The organism is Pseudomonas sp. GM74, assembly GCF_000282455.1.
Lineage (GTDB): Bacteria > Pseudomonadota > Gammaproteobacteria > Pseudomonadales > Pseudomonadaceae > Aquipseudomonas.
The window spans coordinates 32,872-51,714 of the sequence record NZ_AKJG01000102.1; the positions used below are offsets into that span (position 1 = coordinate 32,872).

An 18,843-nucleotide genomic window follows, 5' to 3' on the forward strand; every position below is an offset into this window, starting at 1 on the left:
GGCCTCTCCCTCCGGCCCGCTCGGAAAATCGATACATGCAAAGTAGGTCATTGATCAGCAGCAACCTGATTGCCGCGAGAAGTCCTCGAACTATTCCGACTAAGGCTTCAGTCACTCTTGAGCATTCGCACTTGTTCTATTCCGTTTTCCGCAAATTTCGGCGGACTTTTCATACATCACGCCACCCTCGAGTGTTTTAGAGTGAAGCGCCATGCAGTCCCAATGAACTTCTGCGTAAAGGTATGAACATGCAAAGGAATGCAAGCACTTGTTACCCAATACTGCTGGTCCATGGCCTTTTCGGCTTCGAAAGAATCGGCAAGTTCGAGCTCTTTCACGACATCAGGCAGGCGCTGAGGAACGCCGGAGCCAGAGTGTTCGTGCCCCACTTGTCGGCCGTCCATGACAACGAGATACGCGGCGACCAATTGCTCGCACAGATCGAGCGGGTACTGGAAGGAACCGGTGCAAGCAGAGTCAACCTCATAGGCCATAGCCAGGGCGCACTGACCGCACGTTATGCCGCAGCGATTGCGCCACACAGCGTGGCGTCGGTCACCTCCGTCAGCGGGCCGAACCATGGTTCGGAACTGGCCGACTTCCTGCGCAAGGCCTTGACACCGGGCAGCCTGCCGGAACATGTGGCCGAGACGGTGGTGACCCTGTTCGCCGACTTCCTCGCGACATTAAGCGACCATCAGTATCAACCGCGCAGCGCCATTGCCGCCCTCAATGCGCTGACCACCGAAGGCGTAGGCGCATTCAACGACAAATACCCGCAAGGACTGCCCACCACCTGGGGTGGCAAGGGCTGCGAACAGGTCAACGGTGTTCGTTACTACTCGTGGAGCGGCGTGCTGTCGTCGAATGTTCTCGAAAAAGGGCTCTATGCGCTCGATCCGCTCAACACCTTCTGCCGGTCCCTTTCCGGTTATTTCGTCACGGAAAGCGAGCAGAACGACGGTTTGGTCGGTCGCTTCAGTTCGCACCTGGGCACGGTTATCCGGTCCGACTATGCGCTGGATCATCTGGACACCATTGGCCAGCCGACCGGCCAGCTGCGCACAGGTGTCGACCCGGTTGACCTGTATGTCGAGCATGCCAGTCGCTTGAGGGACGCCGGCCTTTGAGGTCCCGCCTGCCGTGGATCCCTCGCGGAACGGAACTTTGAGGAGAAATAGCTCACTGAATCCGGTAGGCTCAGCACTTTATCGAGTATTGAAAGGAGTATTTTTCCATGGCTAAAGCCACTGCCCGTCACATCCTTGTTGCCTCCGAAGCCAAGTGCAACGAACTCAAGGCCCAAATCGAGGCTGGCGCCGATTTCGCCGAAGTTGCCAAGGCAAACTCCACTTGCCCATCCAGCCGCCAGGGCGGTGACCTGGGTTCGTTCGGCCCGGGCCAGATGGTCAAGGAATTCGACACCGTGGTGTTCAGCGCACCGCTCAACGTGGTCCAGGGCCCGGTCAAGACCCAGTTCGGTTTCCACCTGCTGGAAGTGACCAGCCGTCAGGACTGATCGACACCTGAGCTATTCACACAACGGCCCGCCTATTGGTGGGCCGTCGTGTTTGTGATGCGCAATACGGCTGGCGAGGGACGCGCCGCTAGCGTACAAATTGTCGTTAACGACCACCCGGCTCTAAGGCTGACAATGCGACTGGCTTTCCCTACCTTGCTGTTCACGGCCGTGGCCCTGCTGATGTGTGCCCCGGGTGTGAATGCGGCACCGCAACCGTCAATGACCGTGTACGGCGAACCGGCGAAGTACCCTGCCGGCTTCAGTCATTTCGCCTACACCAACCCCCAGGCCCCCAAAGGCGGCACGATGCGGCGCTCGGCGATCGAAATCGGTCAGTTCGACCATGTCTTGCCTTATATCGACAAAGGCATCGGCGTTACACAGATCGACGGTTTGCTCTATTCACCGCTGGCCCAGCGTTCGCTTGACGAGCCGTACACCGTGTACGGCCTGGTAGCGGAGAAGATGGAGCGCTCCGAGGACGGCCTGTCCCTGCGCTTTTACCTCAACCCCAGGGCGCGTTTTGCCGATGGCAAACCGATTACCGCCCAGGACGTACGCTACACCTTCGACCTGCTGATGACCCAGGGCAGCCTGCGTTACCGTACCCAGTTCGCCGACGTCAAAAGCGTCGAAGTGGAATCGCCACTGACCGTGCGCTTTGATTTCAAGAACAACGAAAATCGCACCCTGCCCCTGGATATCGCGACCTTGCCGGTGTTTCCCGAACACTGGTGGAAGAGCCGCGATTTCGCCGGTGGCGGCGGCTATGAAGCGCCGTTGGGCAGCGGCCCCTATAAAGTCGGCAAGATCGATTCGGGGCGCAGCATCACCTTCGAGCGCAATCCCGACTGGTGGGGCAAGGACCTGCCAGTCAGCCGTGGCCTGTACAACTTCGATCACTTCAGCATCGAGTACTTCGGCGATACCGACGTGGCACGCCAGGTCCTGCGCGGTGGTGCCTATGACTACAATCGCGAATTTTCCGCCACCGGCTATTCCATCGGCTACGACAGCCCGGCACTGAGCGACGGTCGCCTGCAAAAGGCCCACCTCGCCACCGAGGCGCCGCAGCCAGCCCAGGGTTTTGTGTTCAATCTGCAAAAGCCCATGTTCCAGGACCGCCGCGTGCGCCAGGCGCTGGTGATGCTGTGGGACTTCGAGTGGAGCAACCGGCAGATGATGCGTGACATGTACATCCGCCAGCAGAGCTTTTTCTCCAATACCGATCTCGCGGCCCGGCAACTGCCGGATGCCGGTGAGCTGGCAATTCTCGAACCGCTGCGCGGGCAGATTCCCGACGAAGTCTTCACCCGGGTCTTCGAGGCGCCGAAGACCGACGGCAGCGGCGTGATTCGCGACAAGCAGTTGCAAGCCCTGGACCTGCTCGAACAGGCCGGCTGGAAACCCGATGGCGATCAATTGGTCAATGCCGATGGCGAGCCGTTGAGCTTCACCTTCCTGGTCAGCCAGAACGGCATGGACCGCCTGCTGCTGCCCTATAAACGCACGTTGAAACAGATCGGCATCGACCTGAACATCCGCCGCATCGACTCCTCCCAGTACGTCAATCGCCTGATGAGCCGCGACTACGACATGATCGTCACCGGCTACCCGGTCACCACCTCTCCGGGGGGCGAACTGGTCAATTATTTTGGCTCGGCGGCGGCCACCGACCCTGGTTCCAACAACTACATGGTGTTGAAGAACCCCGCGGTGGACACCCTGATCACCGGGCTGATCCACGCCAATACCCAGGCTGACATGCTGCATTACGCCCATGCCCTGGACCGGGTGCTGCAATGGAATTACTACTGGATTCCCAACTATTACCCGCCAGGCACCTCGACGGTGTGGTGGAACCGCTTCGGCATCCCGAACGTGCAGGCGAGCAATGACGAAGCCATCGAGAGCTGGTGGGAAATGAGCACCACGCCATTGACCAACCAACAGATGACGGCCGAGCGTATCAACCGTGGCAAACCCGGAGGGCCGCACTGATGTGGGCTTACATATTGCGGCGTCTGCTGCTGATCATTCCGACGCTGGTGATCATTCTCCTGGTCAACTTCGTCATCGTCCAGGCCGCACCGGGCGGGCCGGTCGAACAGGCCATCGCGCACCTGCAAGGCATTGGCGGCGCCGCGGTCGGCGGCGGTTCCGGCGAAGCCATGAGCGGCAAGTCCCGGTCCAGTCGCGGGCTCGATCCGCAGCTGATCAAGGACATTGAAAAACAGTACGGCTTCGACAAACCGGCTCACGAACGCCTCTGGCTGATGCTCACCAGCTACGCGCGCCTGGACTTCGGCAAGAGCTTTTTCCGCGGCGCCACCGTCACCGACCTGATTCTCGAAAAAATGCCCGTGACCATATCCCTCGGGCTCTGGGCGACGCTGATCACTTATCTGGTGTCGATTCCCCTGGGCATCCGCAAGGCCGTGCACCATGGCAGCCATTTCGACATTTGGAGCAGCACCGCGATCATCATCGGCTATGCCATGCCGGCGTTCCTGTTTGCGATGTTCCTGATCGTGGTCTTTGCCGGCGGCACTTCGCTGAACTGGTTTCCGGTTCGCGGCCTGGTCTCGGACAACTTCGAATCACTGTCGACCCTTGGCAAGGTGGCCGACTACTTCTGGCACCTGGTGTTGCCGGTGACCTCGCTGGTAATCGGCGGCTTCGCCACACTGACCATCCTGACCAAGAACTCGTTCCTCAATGAAATCACCCGCCAGTACGTGGTCACCGCCCGGGCCAAGGGCTTGAGTGAACGACGGGTGCTCTATGGACACGTGTTCCGCAACGCCATGCTGTTGGTGGTGTCGGGCATTCCCCAGGCGTTCATCAGTGTGTTTTTTGCCGGTTCCCTGCTGATCGAGGTGATCTTCTCCCTCGACGGCCTGGGCCGCATGAGCTACGAAGCGGCGGTATCCCGGGACTATCCGGTGGTGTTCGGCTCGCTGTTCATCTTCACCCTGTTCGGCCTGCTGATAAAACTGGTCGGCGACCTCTGCTACACCCTGGTCGACCCGCGTATCGACTTCGCCGCGAGGAACGCCTGATGCTCAAGCTTTCACCGCTGGCGCGCCGGCGCTTCGAGCGTTTCAAGAAAAACCGTCGGGGCTGGTGGTCGCTCTGGCTGTTTATCGGCCTGTTCGCATTGACCCTGGGTGGTGAGCTGATCGCCAACGACAAACCGCTGATGGTCAGCTATCAAGGCCAGTGGTACTTCCCGGTCTTCAAGCGTCACACCGAACAGGCGTTCGGCGGGCAACTGCCGTTCCAGGCCGACTACCGCAGCGACTACGTGCAGAAACTGATCAAGAAGGAGGGTGGCTGGCTGCTGTTTCCTCCGATTCCGTTCAGTGACGACACGCCCAACTACGACCTGAACACACCCGCCCCCAGCCCACCCTCCAGCGTCAACTGGCTGGGCACCGACGACCAGGCGCGGGACGTTCTGGCCCGTGTAATCTTCGGTGCCCGGGTGTCGATCCTGTTTGCCTTGATACTGACCCTTGTCAGTGCCCTGATCGGCATCGCGGCCGGGGCCCTGCAAGGCTATTACGGCGGCTGGGTGGACTTGCTCGGCCAGCGTCTGCTGGAGGTGTGGTCCGGATTGCCGGTGCTGTACCTGCTGATCATCCTGTCGGGCTTCGTCGAGCCGAACTTCTGGTGGCTGCTGGGGATCATGGCACTGTTTTCATGGCTGGCGCTGGTGGACGTGGTGCGCGCCGAGTTCCTGCGCGGACGCAACCTGGAATACGTCAAGGCCGCCCGTGCGCTGGGTCTGACCGACCGCAAGGTCATCGTGCGGCACATTCTGCCCAACGCCATGAACGCGACCTTGAGCTACTTGCCGTTCATTCTGACCGGGGCGATTTCCACCCTGACGGCGCTGGACTTCCTCGGCTTCGGCATGCCAGCGGGCAGCGCTTCCCTGGGCGAACTGATCGGCCAGGGCAAGCAGAACCTGCAAGCGCCGTGGCTGGGCCTGACGGCATTTTTCACCCTGGCGCTGATTCTTTCTTTACTGGTGTTCATTGGCGAAGCCTTGCGCGACGCGTTTGATCCCCGCTCTTGATGCGGATGCTGACATGACCAACCTGATCGAAATCCGTGACCTCAGCGTGGCCTTCAGTGGCCAGACCGTGGTGCGCAATCTGTGCCTGGACATCCGCCCCGGCGAATGCCTGGCGCTGGTGGGCGAATCGGGCTCGGGCAAGTCGGTGACGGCCCACTCGATCCTGCAATTGCTGCCGCAAACCGATACCGAGACGACGGGCAGCATCCGCTATCGCGGCCAGGAACTGGTAGGCGCCGACGCCGGCAAGTTGCGACAACTGCGCGGCAATCGCATCGCGATGATCTTCCAGGAGCCGATGACGTCCCTCAATCCGCTGCACAGCATCGAAAAACAGATCGGTGAAACCTTGCTGGTGCATAAAGGCCTGGCGGGCAGTGCGGCGCAAGCGCGGACCCTGGAATTGCTGCACCTGGTCGGCATCCAGAAACCCGAGGAACGCCTGAAGGCCTATCCCCATCAATTGTCCGGCGGCCAGCGTCAGCGGGTGATGATCGCCATGGCCCTGGCGTGCGAACCGGAACTGCTGATTGCCGACGAGCCGACCACCGCACTGGATGTGACGGTGCAGCGCAAGATCCTGCTGCTGCTCAAATCCCTGCAACAGCGGCTTGGCATGTCGCTGCTGCTGATCAGCCATGACCTCAATCTGGTGCGCAGCATCGCTCAGCGGGTGTGCGTGATGAAGGCTGGGGAAATCGTCGAGCAGGCGCCTTGCGAAACACTGTTCACCGAACCCAAACACCCTTACAGCTGCGTATTGCTGCACGCCGAACCCGAGGGCGAAGCCTTGCCCCGGGACGAGCGCGAAAACGTACTGGAGGTGGACAACCTGCAGGTGCGGTTTCCCGTCGGTGGCGGCCTGTTTCAGCGCAAGACCTGGCTGCGGGCCGTGGATGGCATCAGCCTGAACATTCAACGTGGCAAGACCCTGGGCATCGTCGGCGAGTCCGGTTCGGGCAAGTCCACGCTCGGCCAGGCGATCCTGCGCTTGCTCGACTCCGAAGGCAGCATCCGCTTTCAGGGCCAAGCGCTGGATGGCCTGACGCAAAAACAGCTACGGCCGTGGCGCAAGAAAATGCAGGTGGTGTTCCAGGACCCCTTCGGCAGCCTCAGCCCGCGAATGTCCGTGGCGCAGATCATCAGCGAAGGCCTGGAGGTGCACAGCCAGTTGAGCACTGAAGAGTGCAATGCCGAAGTGATCCGGGCACTGAGCGAAGTCGGCCTCGACCCGCAAAGTCGCCATCGCTATCCCCACGAGTTCTCCGGCGGCCAGCGCCAGCGCATCGCCATCGCCCGGACGCTGGTGCTGAAACCGGCGCTGATCCTGCTGGACGAACCGACTTCGGCGCTGGACCGCACGGTGCAAAAACAAGTGGTCGCCCTGCTTCGCCAGCTTCAGGAAAAATACGGGCTGACCTATCTGTTCATCAGCCATGACCTGGCAGTGGTGCGCGCCCTGGCCCACGACATGATCGTGATCAAGGACGGCAAAGTGGTGGAACGCGGCGCCAGCCATCAAGTGTTTGATTCGCCGCAGCATCCGTACACCAAGGAGCTGTTGGCGGCGGCGTTGCTTGGGCAGGCATAATCTTGCCGTTGGACCGCGGCGCGCCCTTCGCGGGCAAGCCCGCTCCCACACTCGATCTGTGTCGCTCACAAATCCCCTGTGGGAGCGGGCTTGCCCGCGAAGGGGCCAGTACAGGCAATAAATCATCAGGATCAAACCCATGAACACCACCGAAAGCCTCAAGGACTACCAGCGCGTTCGCCTGCTGGCGATCCGTTCGTTGTTCGAAATCATCGAGCAATCGAGTGAGGGCACGGTGATTGTCGACCGCGATGCCAACATCGTCTGGATGAATGAACGCTATGCCCGGCGCTTCGGCCTGCAATCGGCCGAAGTTGCGATCGGCAAGCCCTGCGAAAGCGTGATCCCCGGCAGCCTGTTGCGTGAGGTGGTGCGCACCGGCCGGCCGATTCTGCTGGATATGCAGGACACCCCCAAAGAGCCGCTGGTGGTCATGCGCCTGCCGATTCACGACGATGCCGGCGTGGTGATCGGCGCCATCGGTTTTGCCCTGTTCGACGAGTTGCGCAGCCTGTCGCCGATGCTCAAGCGTTACATGAGCATGCAGGAAGAACTGGCCTCAACCCGCTCGCTGCTGCGAGCGCGGCAGACCAAATACAACTTCGCCCACTTCATCGGCACCAGCGCCGCCAGCCTGGAAGTCAAGCGCCGCGCCCGGCGCAGTGCGAGCACCGAATCGCCAGTGTTGCTGCTCGGCGAAACCGGCACCGGCAAGGAACTGCTGGCCCAGGCGATCCACAATGCCTCGCCCCGCGCGCACAAGGCATTTGTCAGTATCAACAGCGCGGCAATTCCTGAATCCTTGCTGGAAGCCGAATTCTTCGGCACCGCGCCCGGCGCATTTACCGGTGCCGACCGCAAAGGCCGCGCCGGCAAATTGCAGATCGCCCAGGGCGGCACGCTGTTCCTCGACGAAATCGGCGACATGCCGCTGCCCCTGCAAAGCAAACTGCTGCGGGTGTTGCAGGAAAAGGAATTCGAGCCGGTGGGCTCCAACGAAGTGATCCAGAGCGATGTGCGAGTGATCGCCGCGACCTCTACGGACCTCGAAGCAGCCATCAAACGCGGCGAGTTCCGCGCCGACTTGTACTACCGGCTCAACGTGCTGCCGATCCAGGTTCCGCCCCTGCGCGACCGCCTGGATGATGTGCCGGCCCTCAGCGAAGCCATTCTCGAAGAACTGCGCAGCCAGCATGAATTGCACCACGAAGCCCTGGAACTGCTGGGCCAACACGCCTGGCCGGGGAACATCCGGGAACTGCGCAACGTGCTGGAGCGGGCCGCGCTGCTCAGTGATGACTTGCGCCTGACGGTGGCGGACATCCGCGCGGCGATTGGTACGTTCACACCGGTGGAGCGCGTGGCGCCCTTGACCATCGAACCGCTTGCCCATGAGACGTTCAGCGCGGCGCGGGAGCGGTTTGACCGGCAATTGATCGAAACCACCCTCGCGCAATGCGGGGGCAAGGTGGTTGATGCGGCGGCGCGGCTGGGGCTGGGTCGGTCGACGTTGTACAAGAAGATGGTGGCGCTGGGGATTGCAGAGTCTCAATAAGGAGACATTAATCTCCATTGTTAGAACGTCCTTCGCGAGCAAGCCCGCTCCCACAGGAGACCTTGCTCTCCTGACCAACTCGGTCAACTGTGGGAGCGGGCTTGCCCGCGAAGAGGCCAGCACTGTCAAAGCAAGTCTCAAACCAGAGACAAAACCATCTGACAAGCTCATCATATTGAAAATATATCCTTATATTTCAACAACTTAACAAGATGGCACAAAACTCGCTATACGCCTCTCCTACCAGGCTTCACCCAACAAAAATAACAACCCAGGAGACACACCATGAGTGTGATCATTGCCTTGGCAGCCCTCGCGCTGCTGATGCTGGCTGCCTACCGTGGCTATAGCGTTATCCTCTTTGCCCCGATTGCCGCCCTCGGCGCTGTCCTGCTGACCGACCCGTCTGCCGTCGCCCCCGCTTTCACCGGGGTGTTCATGGATAAAATGGTCGGCTTCATCAAGCTGTATTTCCCGGTGTTCCTGCTCGGCGCGGTGTTCGGCAAGCTGATCGAACTGTCCGGCTTCTCGCGCTCCATCGTCGCGGCGGCAATTCGCCTGCTCGGCACCCGCCAGGCGATGCTGGTGATCGTGCTGGTCTGCGCCCTGCTGACCTACGGCGGCGTATCGCTGTTTGTGGTGGTGTTCGCGGTCTACCCGTTTGCCGCTGAAATGTTCCGCCAGAGCAACATCCCCAAGCGCCTGATCCCGGCGACGATTGCCCTGGGCGCGTTCTCGTTCACCATGGACGCCCTGCCCGGCACCCCGCAGATCCAGAACATCATCCCCAGCACCTTCTTCAACACCACCGCCTGGGCGGCGCCGTGGCTGGGCGTGATCGGCACGATCTTCGTGTTCTGTGCCGGCATGCTGTTTCTCCAGCGCCAACGCAACAAGGCTCAACGCGCCGGTGAAGGTTATGGTTCGGATCTGCGCAACGAGCCGGAAACCGCCGCCGACCTCAAGCTGCCCAACCCGTTACTGGCGCTCTCGCCACTGCTGGCGGTGGGCATCATGAACTTGCTGTTCACCCAATGGATTCCACAGGTGTACGGCAAGACCCACAGCCTCGCGCTGCCGGGCATGGCCGCGCCGGTGACCACGGACATCGCCAAGCTCACGGCGATCTGGGCGGTCCAGGCCGCGCTGTTGGTAGGCATCCTCATGGTGTTGGCGTTCGGCTACAAGGCGATCAGCCGCAAGCTGGCCGAAGGCAGCAAAAGCGCGGTCAGCGGTGCGTTGCTGGCGGCAATGAACACCGCCTCTGAATATGGCTTCGGTGCCGTGATCGCGTCCTTGCCCGGCTTTCTGGTGCTGGCCGATTGGCTCAAGAGCATTCCCAATCCGCTAGTCAACGAAGCGATTACCGTGACCCTGCTGGCCGGCATCACCGGTTCCGCCTCCGGCGGCATGAGCATCGCGCTGGCGGCGATGTCCGAGCAGTTCATCAGTGCCGCCCATGCGGCGAACATTCCCCTGGAAGTGCTGCACCGGGTCGCCGCGATGGCCAGCGGCGGCATGGACACCCTGCCGCACAACGGCGCGGTGATTACCTTGCTGGCGGTCACCGGCCTGACCCACCGCGAGGCTTACAAAGACATTTTCTGTATTACGCTGATCAAGACCCTGGCGGTTTTCGTGGTGATCGGCACTTTCTACGCCACTGGCATTGTGTGAGGTATTCATGACGACTCTTTCGGGCAAGACCGCACTGGTCACCGGTTCCACCAGCGGCATCGGCCTGGGGATCGCCCTCAGCCTGGCCAAGGCTGGGGCCAACCTGATCCTCAATGGTTTCGGCGATGCCTCCAAGGTGATTGCCGAAGTCGAACAGCTTGGCGGCAAGGTCGGCCATCACCCGGCCGATGTCAGTGATCCGGCACAAATCGCCGACATGATCGCCTACGCCGAGCGCGAGTTCGGCGGCGTTGACATTCTGGTCAACAACGCAGGCATTCAGCACGTGGCGGCGGTGGATGAGTTCCCGGTGGAGCGCTGGGATTCGATCATTGCCATCAACCTGTCGTCGGTGTTCCACAGCACCCGTTTGAGCCTGCCGGGCATGCGCGCCAAAGGCTGGGGCCGGGTGATCAACATTGCCTCGGTGCATGGCCTGGTCGGATCGGTAGGCAAGGCCGCCTATGTCGCCGCCAAGCACGGGGTGATCGGCTTGACCAAAGTGGTCGCGCTGGAGACCGCGACCACCCAGGTCACCTGCAACGCGATCTGCCCAGGCTGGGTATTGACGCCGCTGGTGCAAAAGCAGATTGATGATCGTGCCGCCAGTGGAGTTGACCCGCAGCAGGCGCAACACGATTTGCTCGCTGAAAAGCAGCCATCGCTGGAGTTCGTGACACCGCCGCAACTGGGTGAACTGGTGCTGTTCCTGTGCAGTGAAGCCGGCAGCCAGGTGCGCGGTGCGGCGTGGAATGTTGATGGTGGGTGGTTGGCGCAGTGATCATCTGCCAGACCGCGTGATCGTTCATCGCGAGCAAGCTCGCTCCCACATGGAAATGCGATCCCCTGTGGGAGCGGGCTTGCCCGCGAATGGATCTAAAGACATAAGAAGAGGCAAACCATGTCCGACATCCTCTGGCAACCCGACGCCAAGCGCATTGGCAAAACCCGCATGGAGGCCTTCCGGCGCTTCGTCAATCAGCGGCATCACCTCAAGATCGACGACTACCCTGCCCTGCACCAGTGGTCCATCGATCAACGCCCGGACTTCTGGCAGGCCATCGTCGACTTCTTCGACATCCGCTTCCACGAGCAACCCGACGCCGTGCTGCTCGAAGGCCCCCGGATGCCCAGCGCCCAGTGGTTCCCCGGCGCAACCCTGAACTTCGCCGAGCACCTGCTACAACGTCGTGACGATGCGATCGCCGTGGTAGCCGTCGGCGAAAACGGTCAACGTGAACACTTGACCTGGGCCGAACTGGCCGAACAGGTCGCCGGTTTTCAGAATGGCTTGATCGCCGCCGGCGTCGGTGTGGGTGACCGTGTCGCCGCCTGCATGCCCAACACCTGGCAGACCCTGGTGGCCATGCTCGCCACCACCAGCCTTGGCGCTATCTGGTCCTGCTCTTCGCCGGACTTCGGCACCCAGGGGGTGGTTGACCGTTTCGGCCAGATCGAACCGAAAGTGCTGGTGACCTGCGCCGGCTACCGCTATGCCGGCAAGGAGATCGACCAGACCGCCAAGGTCAACGAGATCCTTGAGCGCTTGCCTTCGCTGCAACAGCTGATCGTCGTGCCTTACGCACGTCCACACGCACACATCGAAGAATTCCACACCCAGGCCAACGTGACGCTTTGGGACGATTTCTACGAATCCGGCGGCGAACCGGATTTCGTCCCGGTGCCTTTCGCCCATCCGCTGTACATCCTCTATTCCAGCGGCACCACCGGCGTGCCCAAATGCATCATCCACAGCACCGGCGGCGTGTTACTGCAACACGTCAAGGAACACGGTCTGCATGGTGATCTCGGCCCCGGTGAACGGCTGTTCTACTACACCACCTGTGGCTGGATGATGTGGAACTGGCTGGTGTCGGCGCTGGCGACAGGCAGCTCCGTGGTGCTGTACGACGGCTCGCCGTTCCACCCCGAACCGCAACGCTTGATCGACCTGATCGACGACGAACGCATCAGCGTCTTCGGCACCAGCCCCAAATACCTCGCGACCCTGGAAAGCAGCGGTATCAAGCCCCGTGAAAGTCATGACCTGAGCAGCCTCAAGATGTTGCTTTGCACCGGCTCGGCACTGTCGCCCCACAGTTACGATTACGTCTATCGCGACTTCAAGGCTGACGCGTGCCTGGCCTCGATGTCCGGCGGCACCGACATCGTCTCGTGCTTCGTCAACGGCAACCCGATGTCGCCCGTGCGGCGCGGCGAAATCATGGGCAAGAGCCTGGGCATGGCCGTGGAAGTGTGGAACGACGAGGGCCACCCGGTGATCGGCGAAAAAGGCGAACTGGTCTGCACCCGGCACTTCCCGGCGATGCCCATTGGCCTGTGGAACGATCCCGATGGTGAAAAACTGCGCAAATCCTATTTCAGCCTGTTCCCTGGCGTCTGGGCCCAAGGTGATTACGCCGAACAACGGCCCCATGGCGGGATGATGATCCACGGTCGCTCCGATGCCGTGCTCAACCCCGGCGGCGTACGCATCGGCACGGCGGAAATCTATCGTCAGGTGGAGAAAGTCCCCCAGGTGCTCGACAGCGTGGCCATCGGTCAGCAGTGGCAGGATGACGTGCGAGTAGTGCTGTTCGTACGCTTGCGCGACGGGCTCGAACTGGACGTAGCACTGCAACAGCAGATCCGCGAGACAATTCGCGCCAACACCACGCCCCGCCATGTGCCGGCGAAAATTGTCGCGGTGACGGACATTCCCCGGACCATCAGCGGAAAGGTCGTTGAGTTGGCGGTACGCAATGTGGTGCACGGGCAGAAAGTGAAAAACACCGATGCCCTGGCCAATCCCGAAGCGCTGGAGCAGTACCGAAACAGGCCCGAACTTCAGGATTGAAGCGCCGCAAAAACCGGTGGGAGCGGCGGTGCGACGATTCGACTTGCTCGCGAAGGCGGCAGGTCAGCCAACGAAGCTGTCGACTGACACGCCCTCTTCGCGAGCAAGCCCGCTCCCACAGTAACCGCTCAAGCCTTCGAATCAACCGGCGTCTGTCACCTGTGCAAGAATAGAGGCCAGCTAAAGCGACTCAGGCGCAGGACTCCCGGATGAACGCAACACCAACCGCCAGCGATGCCCAGGCCTTGATCGCCCGCATCGACTGGGCAAGCAGCCCGCTGGGCGCTGCCAGCACTTGGCCACAAAGCCTGCGAACCGCCGTGGACATCGTCATTCACTCACCGATGCCGATGCTTCTTCTATGGGGCCCGCAACTGACGCAGATCTACAACGACGGCTTCGCCCTGCTCGCCGGAAGCAAGCATCCACATGCCTTTGGTCAACCGACCCACCTGATCTGGCCAGAGCTGCAAGACTTTACCGACCCGATCTACATCGCCGTCCTGCAAGGTCAGGTTCGAACCTACAGCGAGCAGCGCTTTACCCTGCAACGCGGGGGCCGGGAGTCTGACGTCTGGCTCGATCTGACCTACAGCCCGATCCGCGATGAAGGTGCCGAGGTGGCCGGGATTCTGGTCACCGCCATCGAAACCAACGAACGCCGGCGCATCGCCCTGGAACTTGAACAGCGCTCGGCGGCCAGCCTCAAGGCCCAGCGTGAAACCGAGGAGCGCCTGCAACTGGCCCTCGCCGCCACCGATGCGGTCGGCACCTGGGACTGGGACATCAGCGAGGACCGTTTCATCGCCGATGCGCATTTTGCCCAGTTGCACGGCATCGACCCGGTCATGGCCAGTCAGTTGCCTATCAGTGAATACCTGCACGGTGTACACCCCGAAGACCGCGCCCTGATCGCCCGCAGCATCAAGCATTGCATCACCCACGGCACCGAATACGCCGAGGAATATCGCCTGCTGCAAACCGACGGCCCGATGCGCTGGGTGTTTGCCCGCGGTCGCTGCTACAAGGACCACCACGGCCGGCCGATGCGCTTCCTCGGCGCCGCCCTGGACCTGACCGAACGCAAACACACCGAGCAGGCCCTGCGCCAGAGCCAGACCGAGCTGCAACTGATCATCAACGCCATGCCGGTCCTGATCAGCTACGTCGACCGCGAAGAACGCTTTCGCCTGAACAATGCGGCGTACCTGGACTGGTACGGGCTGACGCCGCAAGAGCTTTACGGGCGAACCATTCTTGAAGTGATTGGCGAAGAGGCTTACGCGCTGCGCGCCCCGTACATCACTGAGGCACTGTCCGGCCGGCCCTGCTGCTTCAGCATCAGTACGCCACACCGCGACGGCAGCGTCCGCCAGGCCTTGATGAACTACCTGCCACGCCACGGCGCGGATGGCGCGGTGAACGGTTTCTACATCTTCGTGATCGACGAAACCGAACGCAAAAAGACCGAAGAAGCCCTGCGCAACCTCAACGAAACCCTTGAAGAGCGGGTTGCCGCCCGCACCCACCAACTCGCCGAAGCCAACGAGCGCCTGCAAAACGAGATGTTCGAACGCGAACGTGCCGAAGACGCCCTGCGTCATGCACAGAAAATGGAAGCGGTCGGCCAGCTTACCGGCGGCATCGCCCATGACTTCAACAACATGCTCACCGGCATCATCGGCAGCCTTGACCTGATGCAACGCTATATTGCCGACGGCCGCACCAGCGAGATAGGCAGGTTCACCGAGGCGGCCGTGTCCTCGGCCAACCGTGCCGCCGCCCTCACCCATCGCTTGCTGGCGTTCTCCCGGCGTCAGTCGCTCAACCGCAAGCCGCTGAACCCCAACGAGTTGATTCATTCGCTCGAAGACTTGTTCAGGCGTACCAAGGGCGACCACATCGAACTCAAACTGCAACTGGCCGAGGACATCTGGCGGGTCAGTACCGATGTCAGCCAGCTGGAAAACGCCTTGCTCAACCTGGTGATCAATGCCCGGGACGCCATGCCCGATGGCGGCGAGCTGCAGATCGAAACCGCCAACCTGTACCTCGACGGTAGCGACATCACCACCCTGGAACCGGTCAAGGCCGGCGACTACGTGATGATTGCCGTCAGTGACAACGGCACCGGCATGACGCCCACAGTGTTGTCCAAGGCATTCGACCCGTTCTTCACCACCAAGCCCATCGGCCAGGGCACCGGTCTGGGCTTGTCGATGATTTACGGTTTTGCCCAGCAAACGGGGGGCCACGTCAGTCTGTTCAGCCTGCCCGGGAGGGGCACCAGCGTGCGCTTGTACCTGCCGCGCCTGCATTCGACCGAGCCGGAAAGAGTTCTCTCGCCCATAGTCGGCGAGGCACCGGCGGCGATTGCCGGCGAAACCGTGATGTTGGTGGAGGACGATGCGGCCGTGCGCATGCTGGTACTGGACCTGCTCAAGGAGCTCGGTTACCGCGCCCATGAAGCCGAAGATGCCAAGGGCGCCTTGCCGCTGCTGGAGTCGGACCTGCGGGTGGACCTGCTGGTGACCGACGTCGGCTTGCCGGGCATGAACGGCCGCCAACTGGCGGAAATCGCCCGTCAGCATCGTCCCGAACTGAAAGTGCTGTTCATGACCGGATACGCCGAGATCGCCGCCGAACGCCAGGGTTTCCTCGAAGAAGGCATGGATATGGTAGCCAAGCCGTTTTCCATTGACCTGCTGGCCAACAAGATTCGCACTATGATCGGTCAACCGGACTGAGTTGAGGCATAATCGCACGCCCCCCGCTGCCACCCACATAGCCAGCATCGTTGCAAGGTAACCGCCCCATGAAAGCTCAAGCCCGCCATATTCTGGTGAAAACCTCGGAAGAAGCCGAACAGCTCAAACAACGCATCGCCAAGGGTGAAGCGTTCGATGTGCTGGCCAAGAAGTATTCGACCTGCCCATCGGGCAAGCGCGGCGGTGACCTCGGTGAAGTGCGGCCGGGGCAGTTGGTGGGTGTGATCGATGCGGTGATCTTCAAGAAACCGCTGCGGGTGGTGCATGGCCCGATCAAGAGCAAGTTCGGGTATCACCTGGTGCAGGTGTTCTACCGGGATTGATACGGTTGGTTTTCGGGCCTCTTCGTCGGATCGCCGCCCGGAGCAAGCCCGCTCCCACAGGGGACCTGCGCCGTGCACAAATCAAATGTGGGAGCGGGCTTGCCCGCGAACCGATTGCGCAGCAAGCGGCCATTCAGCGCTTACTTCGGAATCAGTGCCCCCGGCACCTGAATCACCCGACTCGCCAACCGATGCCCGGCTTCGGCAGCTTCCCCCGGGCTGCCGCCCTTGAGCCGCGAGGCCAGATACGCCGCGCTGAACGAATCTCCCGCCGCCGTGGTGTCCACCACCCGCTCGACCTTCTGCGCCGGCACCTCGAATGACTCGCCATCACAACGAATCAGGCACGCTTGCGCGCCGCGCTTGAGCACGACTTCCGGCGTACCGATCTGCTCATACGCGGCAAACACTGCTTCGCAATCGGCATAACCGAACAACGCCTGCTCGTCATCCACCGTCAGCAACGCAAGATCAACCTGCGGCAGCACACGGCGATATGCCGCTCGAGCCTCCTCGAGCGATGCCCACAGCCGTGGCCGGTAGTTGTTGTCGAACACGATCCGCGCATCGCGCTGACGGGCTTCAATCAGGGTGTCCAGCAACTTTTCCCGGCCTTGAGCGCCGAGTACTGCCAAGGTGATGCCGCTGAAATACAGCACGTCGTAATCCGGCAGCGCGGCGAGGATCGGCGCGGCGGCCGGGGTGGTGAAGCAATCGCGTGCTGCGGCTTCGTTGCGCCAGTACAGAAAGCGGCGCTCACCGGCGGCGTCCGTCTGGATGCAATACAAACCCGGCAGGCGTCCGGGCAGGCGCTGGACCATGCCGAGCCCGATATTTTCCGCCGCCCAACTCTGACACATCGCGTCGCTGAAACTGTCATCGCCCAGGGCGGTGACGTAGTCCACGGAGCCGTCCCTTCCCAGTTCCCGGGACAAGTACACGGCCGTATTCAAGGTGTCGCCACCGAAGCTCTGTTGCAGGCTGCCGTCGGCGCGATGCTGCAACTCGATCATGCATTCGCCGATCAGGGCGATGCGTGGAATGTTGGGGCCCAGGGTGCTGATGGTGTTCATTGTTGTGGGGTCTCTGGTGTTTCTTTGTTGTCTGGGCGGGCCTCTTCGCGGGCAAGCCCGCTCCCACAAGGTTCTTCAGTGTTCATGAAACCTGTGGGAGCGGGCTTGCCCGCGATGGCAGCGCCTCGGTCTCAAGCCTTAGAAACAGGTTTCCATGGTTTCGATGACATTCAGTTGCTCATCCACCAGACAGCCGACACGCCACTTGTCGAACGTCAGGCACGGGTGCGAAGTACCAAACGAGATGATGTCGCCCACCCGCAGATCAACCCCCGGCGCCACGGACATGAACGCATGCTGGTCCATCACCGCGGTCACTTTGCAGGTGCTCACATCATCGCCTTTGGCTGGTACCGTGCCCGCCTTGTAACGCAGCAACGGCACCGGCAAACCGGCGTCGTAGGCCACGTCGCGCTTGCCCAGGGCAATCACCGCAAACCCTGGTTCCGGCAATGACTGCACGTGCGCCCACACTTCCAGCGCCGGACGCAGGCCTTCGTGCAGGTCGCTGCGACGGTCGAGCACGCAGCACTGCGCTTCCTTGTAGATGCCATGGTCATGGGCCACATAACTGCCGGGACGCAGCACGCTGAGGAAACGCCCGGCAGCGTTCTGCGCTTCGAAGGATTCGGCAATCAGGTCATACCAGGCCGAACCCGACGCGGTGATGATCGGCTTGGCTATGGCGAAGGCACCGCTGTCCTGCAACTGCACCGCCAGACGCACCAGTGACGCGGCGAAATCGCGAATGCCGGTCACGGCGTGATCGCCATGGATCACACCTTCGTAGCCCTCGATTCCGGTCAGGGCCAGGGCCGGTTGCGCGGCGATGGCCTTGGCCAGATCCAGCACTTGCTGCTCACTGCGGCAACCGCAGCGACCACCGACCACCCCGTACTCGATCATCACGTTCAAGCGCACGCCACGGGAGGCGAAATAGGCGCCGAGGTCGGCGACGTTGTCCGGGTGATCGACCATGCAATAGAAGTCGAACGTCGGGTCGGCCATCAGGTCGGCGATCAGCGCCATGTTCGGCATGCCGACCAACTGGTTGGCCATCAGCACCCGGCGCACGCCATGGGCGTAGGCCGCGCGGGTTTGGGTGGCGCTGGCCAGGGTGATGCCCCAGGCACCGGCGTCCAGTTGGCGACGGAACAACGCCGGGGTCATGCTGGTCTTGCCATGGGGCGCCAGTTCCGCGCCGCTGTTGCTGACGAACGCCTGCATCCAGCGGATGTTGTGTTCCAGCGCCTCGCGGTGCAGTACCAACGCGGGCAGGCTGACGTCACGCACCAGGCTGGCACCGATCGGGGCAGCGCCTTTGTCGACGTTGGCAGTATGGGGGGCAGAAGACATGGTCGAACTCCTCGTTCACGCGGCCGCAGACAGCCGC

14 protein-coding genes are annotated in these 18,843 nt (G+C 61.7%); 12 read left to right on the forward strand and 2 right to left on the reverse strand.

Features of this window, described 5'->3' with window-relative positions; translation table 11 throughout:
• Positions 1–248: 248 nt before the first annotated feature.
• The 12 genes from PMI34_RS08635 (at position 249) to PMI34_RS08580 (ending at position 16,377) form a co-directional block, all read left to right on the forward strand.
• Complete coding sequence (locus tag PMI34_RS08635) at positions 249–1,130, forward strand: esterase/lipase family protein (protein WP_008051984.1); 882 nt, start codon at positions 249–251, stop codon at positions 1,128–1,130.
• A gap of 107 nt (positions 1,131–1,237) precedes the next feature.
• Positions 1,238–1,519, forward strand: a complete 282-nt coding sequence (locus PMI34_RS08630) for a peptidylprolyl isomerase (RefSeq protein ID WP_008051985.1) — start codon at positions 1,238–1,240, stop codon at positions 1,517–1,519.
• A gap of 135 nt (positions 1,520–1,654) precedes the next feature.
• Positions 1,655–3,523, forward strand: coding sequence for an extracellular solute-binding protein (locus PMI34_RS08625; RefSeq protein ID WP_008051986.1), 1,869 nt, complete (start codon positions 1,655–1,657; stop codon positions 3,521–3,523).
• Positions 3,523–4,584, forward strand: coding sequence for a microcin C ABC transporter permease YejB (locus tag PMI34_RS08620; protein WP_008051987.1), 1,062 nt, complete (start codon positions 3,523–3,525; stop codon positions 4,582–4,584). The genes PMI34_RS08625 and PMI34_RS08620 overlap by 1 nt, the downstream gene beginning before the upstream one ends.
• Entirely contained in the window at positions 4,584–5,606 is a 1,023-nt protein-coding gene (locus tag PMI34_RS08615; protein ID WP_008051988.1) for an ABC transporter permease, read from the forward strand. Before PMI34_RS08620 ends, PMI34_RS08615 begins: the two co-directional genes overlap by 1 nt.
• 13 nt (positions 5,607–5,619) lie before the next feature.
• Entirely contained in the window at positions 5,620–7,197 is a 1,578-nt protein-coding gene (locus tag PMI34_RS08610; protein WP_008051989.1) for an ABC transporter ATP-binding protein, read from the forward strand.
• 139 nt (positions 7,198–7,336) lie between these two features.
• Positions 7,337–8,752 carry a sigma-54 interaction domain-containing protein gene (locus PMI34_RS08605; RefSeq protein WP_008051990.1) on the forward strand — a complete coding sequence of 472 codons (1,416 nt, stop codon included), beginning with the start codon at positions 7,337–7,339 and terminating at the stop codon, positions 8,750–8,752.
• Positions 8,753–9,037: 285 nt separating this feature from the next.
• A complete protein-coding gene (locus tag PMI34_RS08600; protein ID WP_008051991.1) occupies positions 9,038–10,429 on the forward strand; it encodes a GntP family permease in 1,392 nt (463 codons plus the stop codon).
• A gap of 7 nt (positions 10,430–10,436) precedes the next feature.
• Entirely contained in the window at positions 10,437–11,210 is a 774-nt protein-coding gene (hbdH, locus tag PMI34_RS08595; RefSeq protein WP_008051992.1) for a 3-hydroxybutyrate dehydrogenase, read from the forward strand.
• A gap of 120 nt (positions 11,211–11,330) precedes the next feature.
• Positions 11,331–13,286 carry an acetoacetate--CoA ligase gene (locus tag PMI34_RS08590; RefSeq protein WP_008051993.1) on the forward strand — a complete coding sequence of 652 codons (1,956 nt, stop codon included), beginning with the start codon at positions 11,331–11,333 and terminating at the stop codon, positions 13,284–13,286.
• A 209-nt stretch (positions 13,287–13,495) separates the two neighbouring features.
• Entirely contained in the window at positions 13,496–16,033 is a 2,538-nt protein-coding gene (locus PMI34_RS08585) for a PAS domain-containing hybrid sensor histidine kinase/response regulator (protein ID WP_008051994.1), read from the forward strand.
• 68 nt (positions 16,034–16,101) lie between these two features.
• Entirely contained in the window at positions 16,102–16,377 is a 276-nt protein-coding gene (locus PMI34_RS08580) for a peptidylprolyl isomerase (protein ID WP_008051995.1), read from the forward strand.
• A gap of 140 nt (positions 16,378–16,517) precedes the next feature.
• Here the strand turns inward: PMI34_RS08580 and PMI34_RS08575 are convergent, their stop codons facing one another.
• Positions 16,518–17,450, reverse strand: a complete 933-nt coding sequence (locus PMI34_RS08575) for a sugar kinase (protein WP_008051996.1) — start codon at positions 17,448–17,450, stop codon at positions 16,518–16,520.
• 138 nt (positions 17,451–17,588) lie between these two features.
• Positions 17,589–18,806 (reverse strand): amino acid deaminase, encoded by a 1,218-nt coding sequence (locus PMI34_RS08570; RefSeq protein ID WP_008051998.1) that lies wholly within the window; start codon positions 18,804–18,806, stop codon positions 17,589–17,591.
• Positions 18,807–18,843: the final 37 nt, after the last annotated feature.

Excerpts from the sequence above, each read along its gene's own strand:
- PMI34_RS08580 (WP_008051995.1), top strand. The coding sequence starts at position 16,102 with ATGAAAGCTCAAGCCCGCCATATTCTGGTGAAAACCTCGGAAGAAGCC.
- PMI34_RS08620 (WP_008051987.1), top strand. The coding sequence starts at position 3,523 with ATGTGGGCTTACATATTGCGGCGTCTGCTGCTGATCATTCCGACGCTG.
- PMI34_RS08610 (WP_008051989.1), top strand. The coding sequence starts at position 5,620 with ATGACCAACCTGATCGAAATCCGTGACCTCAGCGTGGCCTTCAGTGGC.
- PMI34_RS08570 (WP_008051998.1), bottom strand. The coding sequence starts at position 18,806 with ATGTCTTCTGCCCCCCATACTGCCAACGTCGACAAAGGCGCTGCCCCG.
- hbdH (WP_008051992.1), top strand. The coding sequence starts at position 10,437 with ATGACGACTCTTTCGGGCAAGACCGCACTGGTCACCGGTTCCACCAGC.
- PMI34_RS08575 (WP_008051996.1), bottom strand. The coding sequence starts at position 17,450 with ATGAACACCATCAGCACCCTGGGCCCCAACATTCCACGCATCGCCCTG.
- PMI34_RS08605 (WP_008051990.1), top strand. The coding sequence starts at position 7,337 with ATGAACACCACCGAAAGCCTCAAGGACTACCAGCGCGTTCGCCTGCTG.
- PMI34_RS08590 (WP_008051993.1), top strand. The coding sequence starts at position 11,331 with ATGTCCGACATCCTCTGGCAACCCGACGCCAAGCGCATTGGCAAAACC.
- PMI34_RS08635 (WP_008051984.1), top strand. The coding sequence starts at position 249 with ATGCAAAGGAATGCAAGCACTTGTTACCCAATACTGCTGGTCCATGGC.
- PMI34_RS08615 (WP_008051988.1), top strand. The coding sequence starts at position 4,584 with ATGCTCAAGCTTTCACCGCTGGCGCGCCGGCGCTTCGAGCGTTTCAAG.
- PMI34_RS08625 (WP_008051986.1), top strand. The coding sequence starts at position 1,655 with ATGCGACTGGCTTTCCCTACCTTGCTGTTCACGGCCGTGGCCCTGCTG.
- PMI34_RS08600 (WP_008051991.1), top strand. The coding sequence starts at position 9,038 with ATGAGTGTGATCATTGCCTTGGCAGCCCTCGCGCTGCTGATGCTGGCT.
- PMI34_RS08630 (WP_008051985.1), top strand. The coding sequence starts at position 1,238 with ATGGCTAAAGCCACTGCCCGTCACATCCTTGTTGCCTCCGAAGCCAAG.
- PMI34_RS08585 (WP_008051994.1), top strand. The coding sequence starts at position 13,496 with ATGAACGCAACACCAACCGCCAGCGATGCCCAGGCCTTGATCGCCCGC.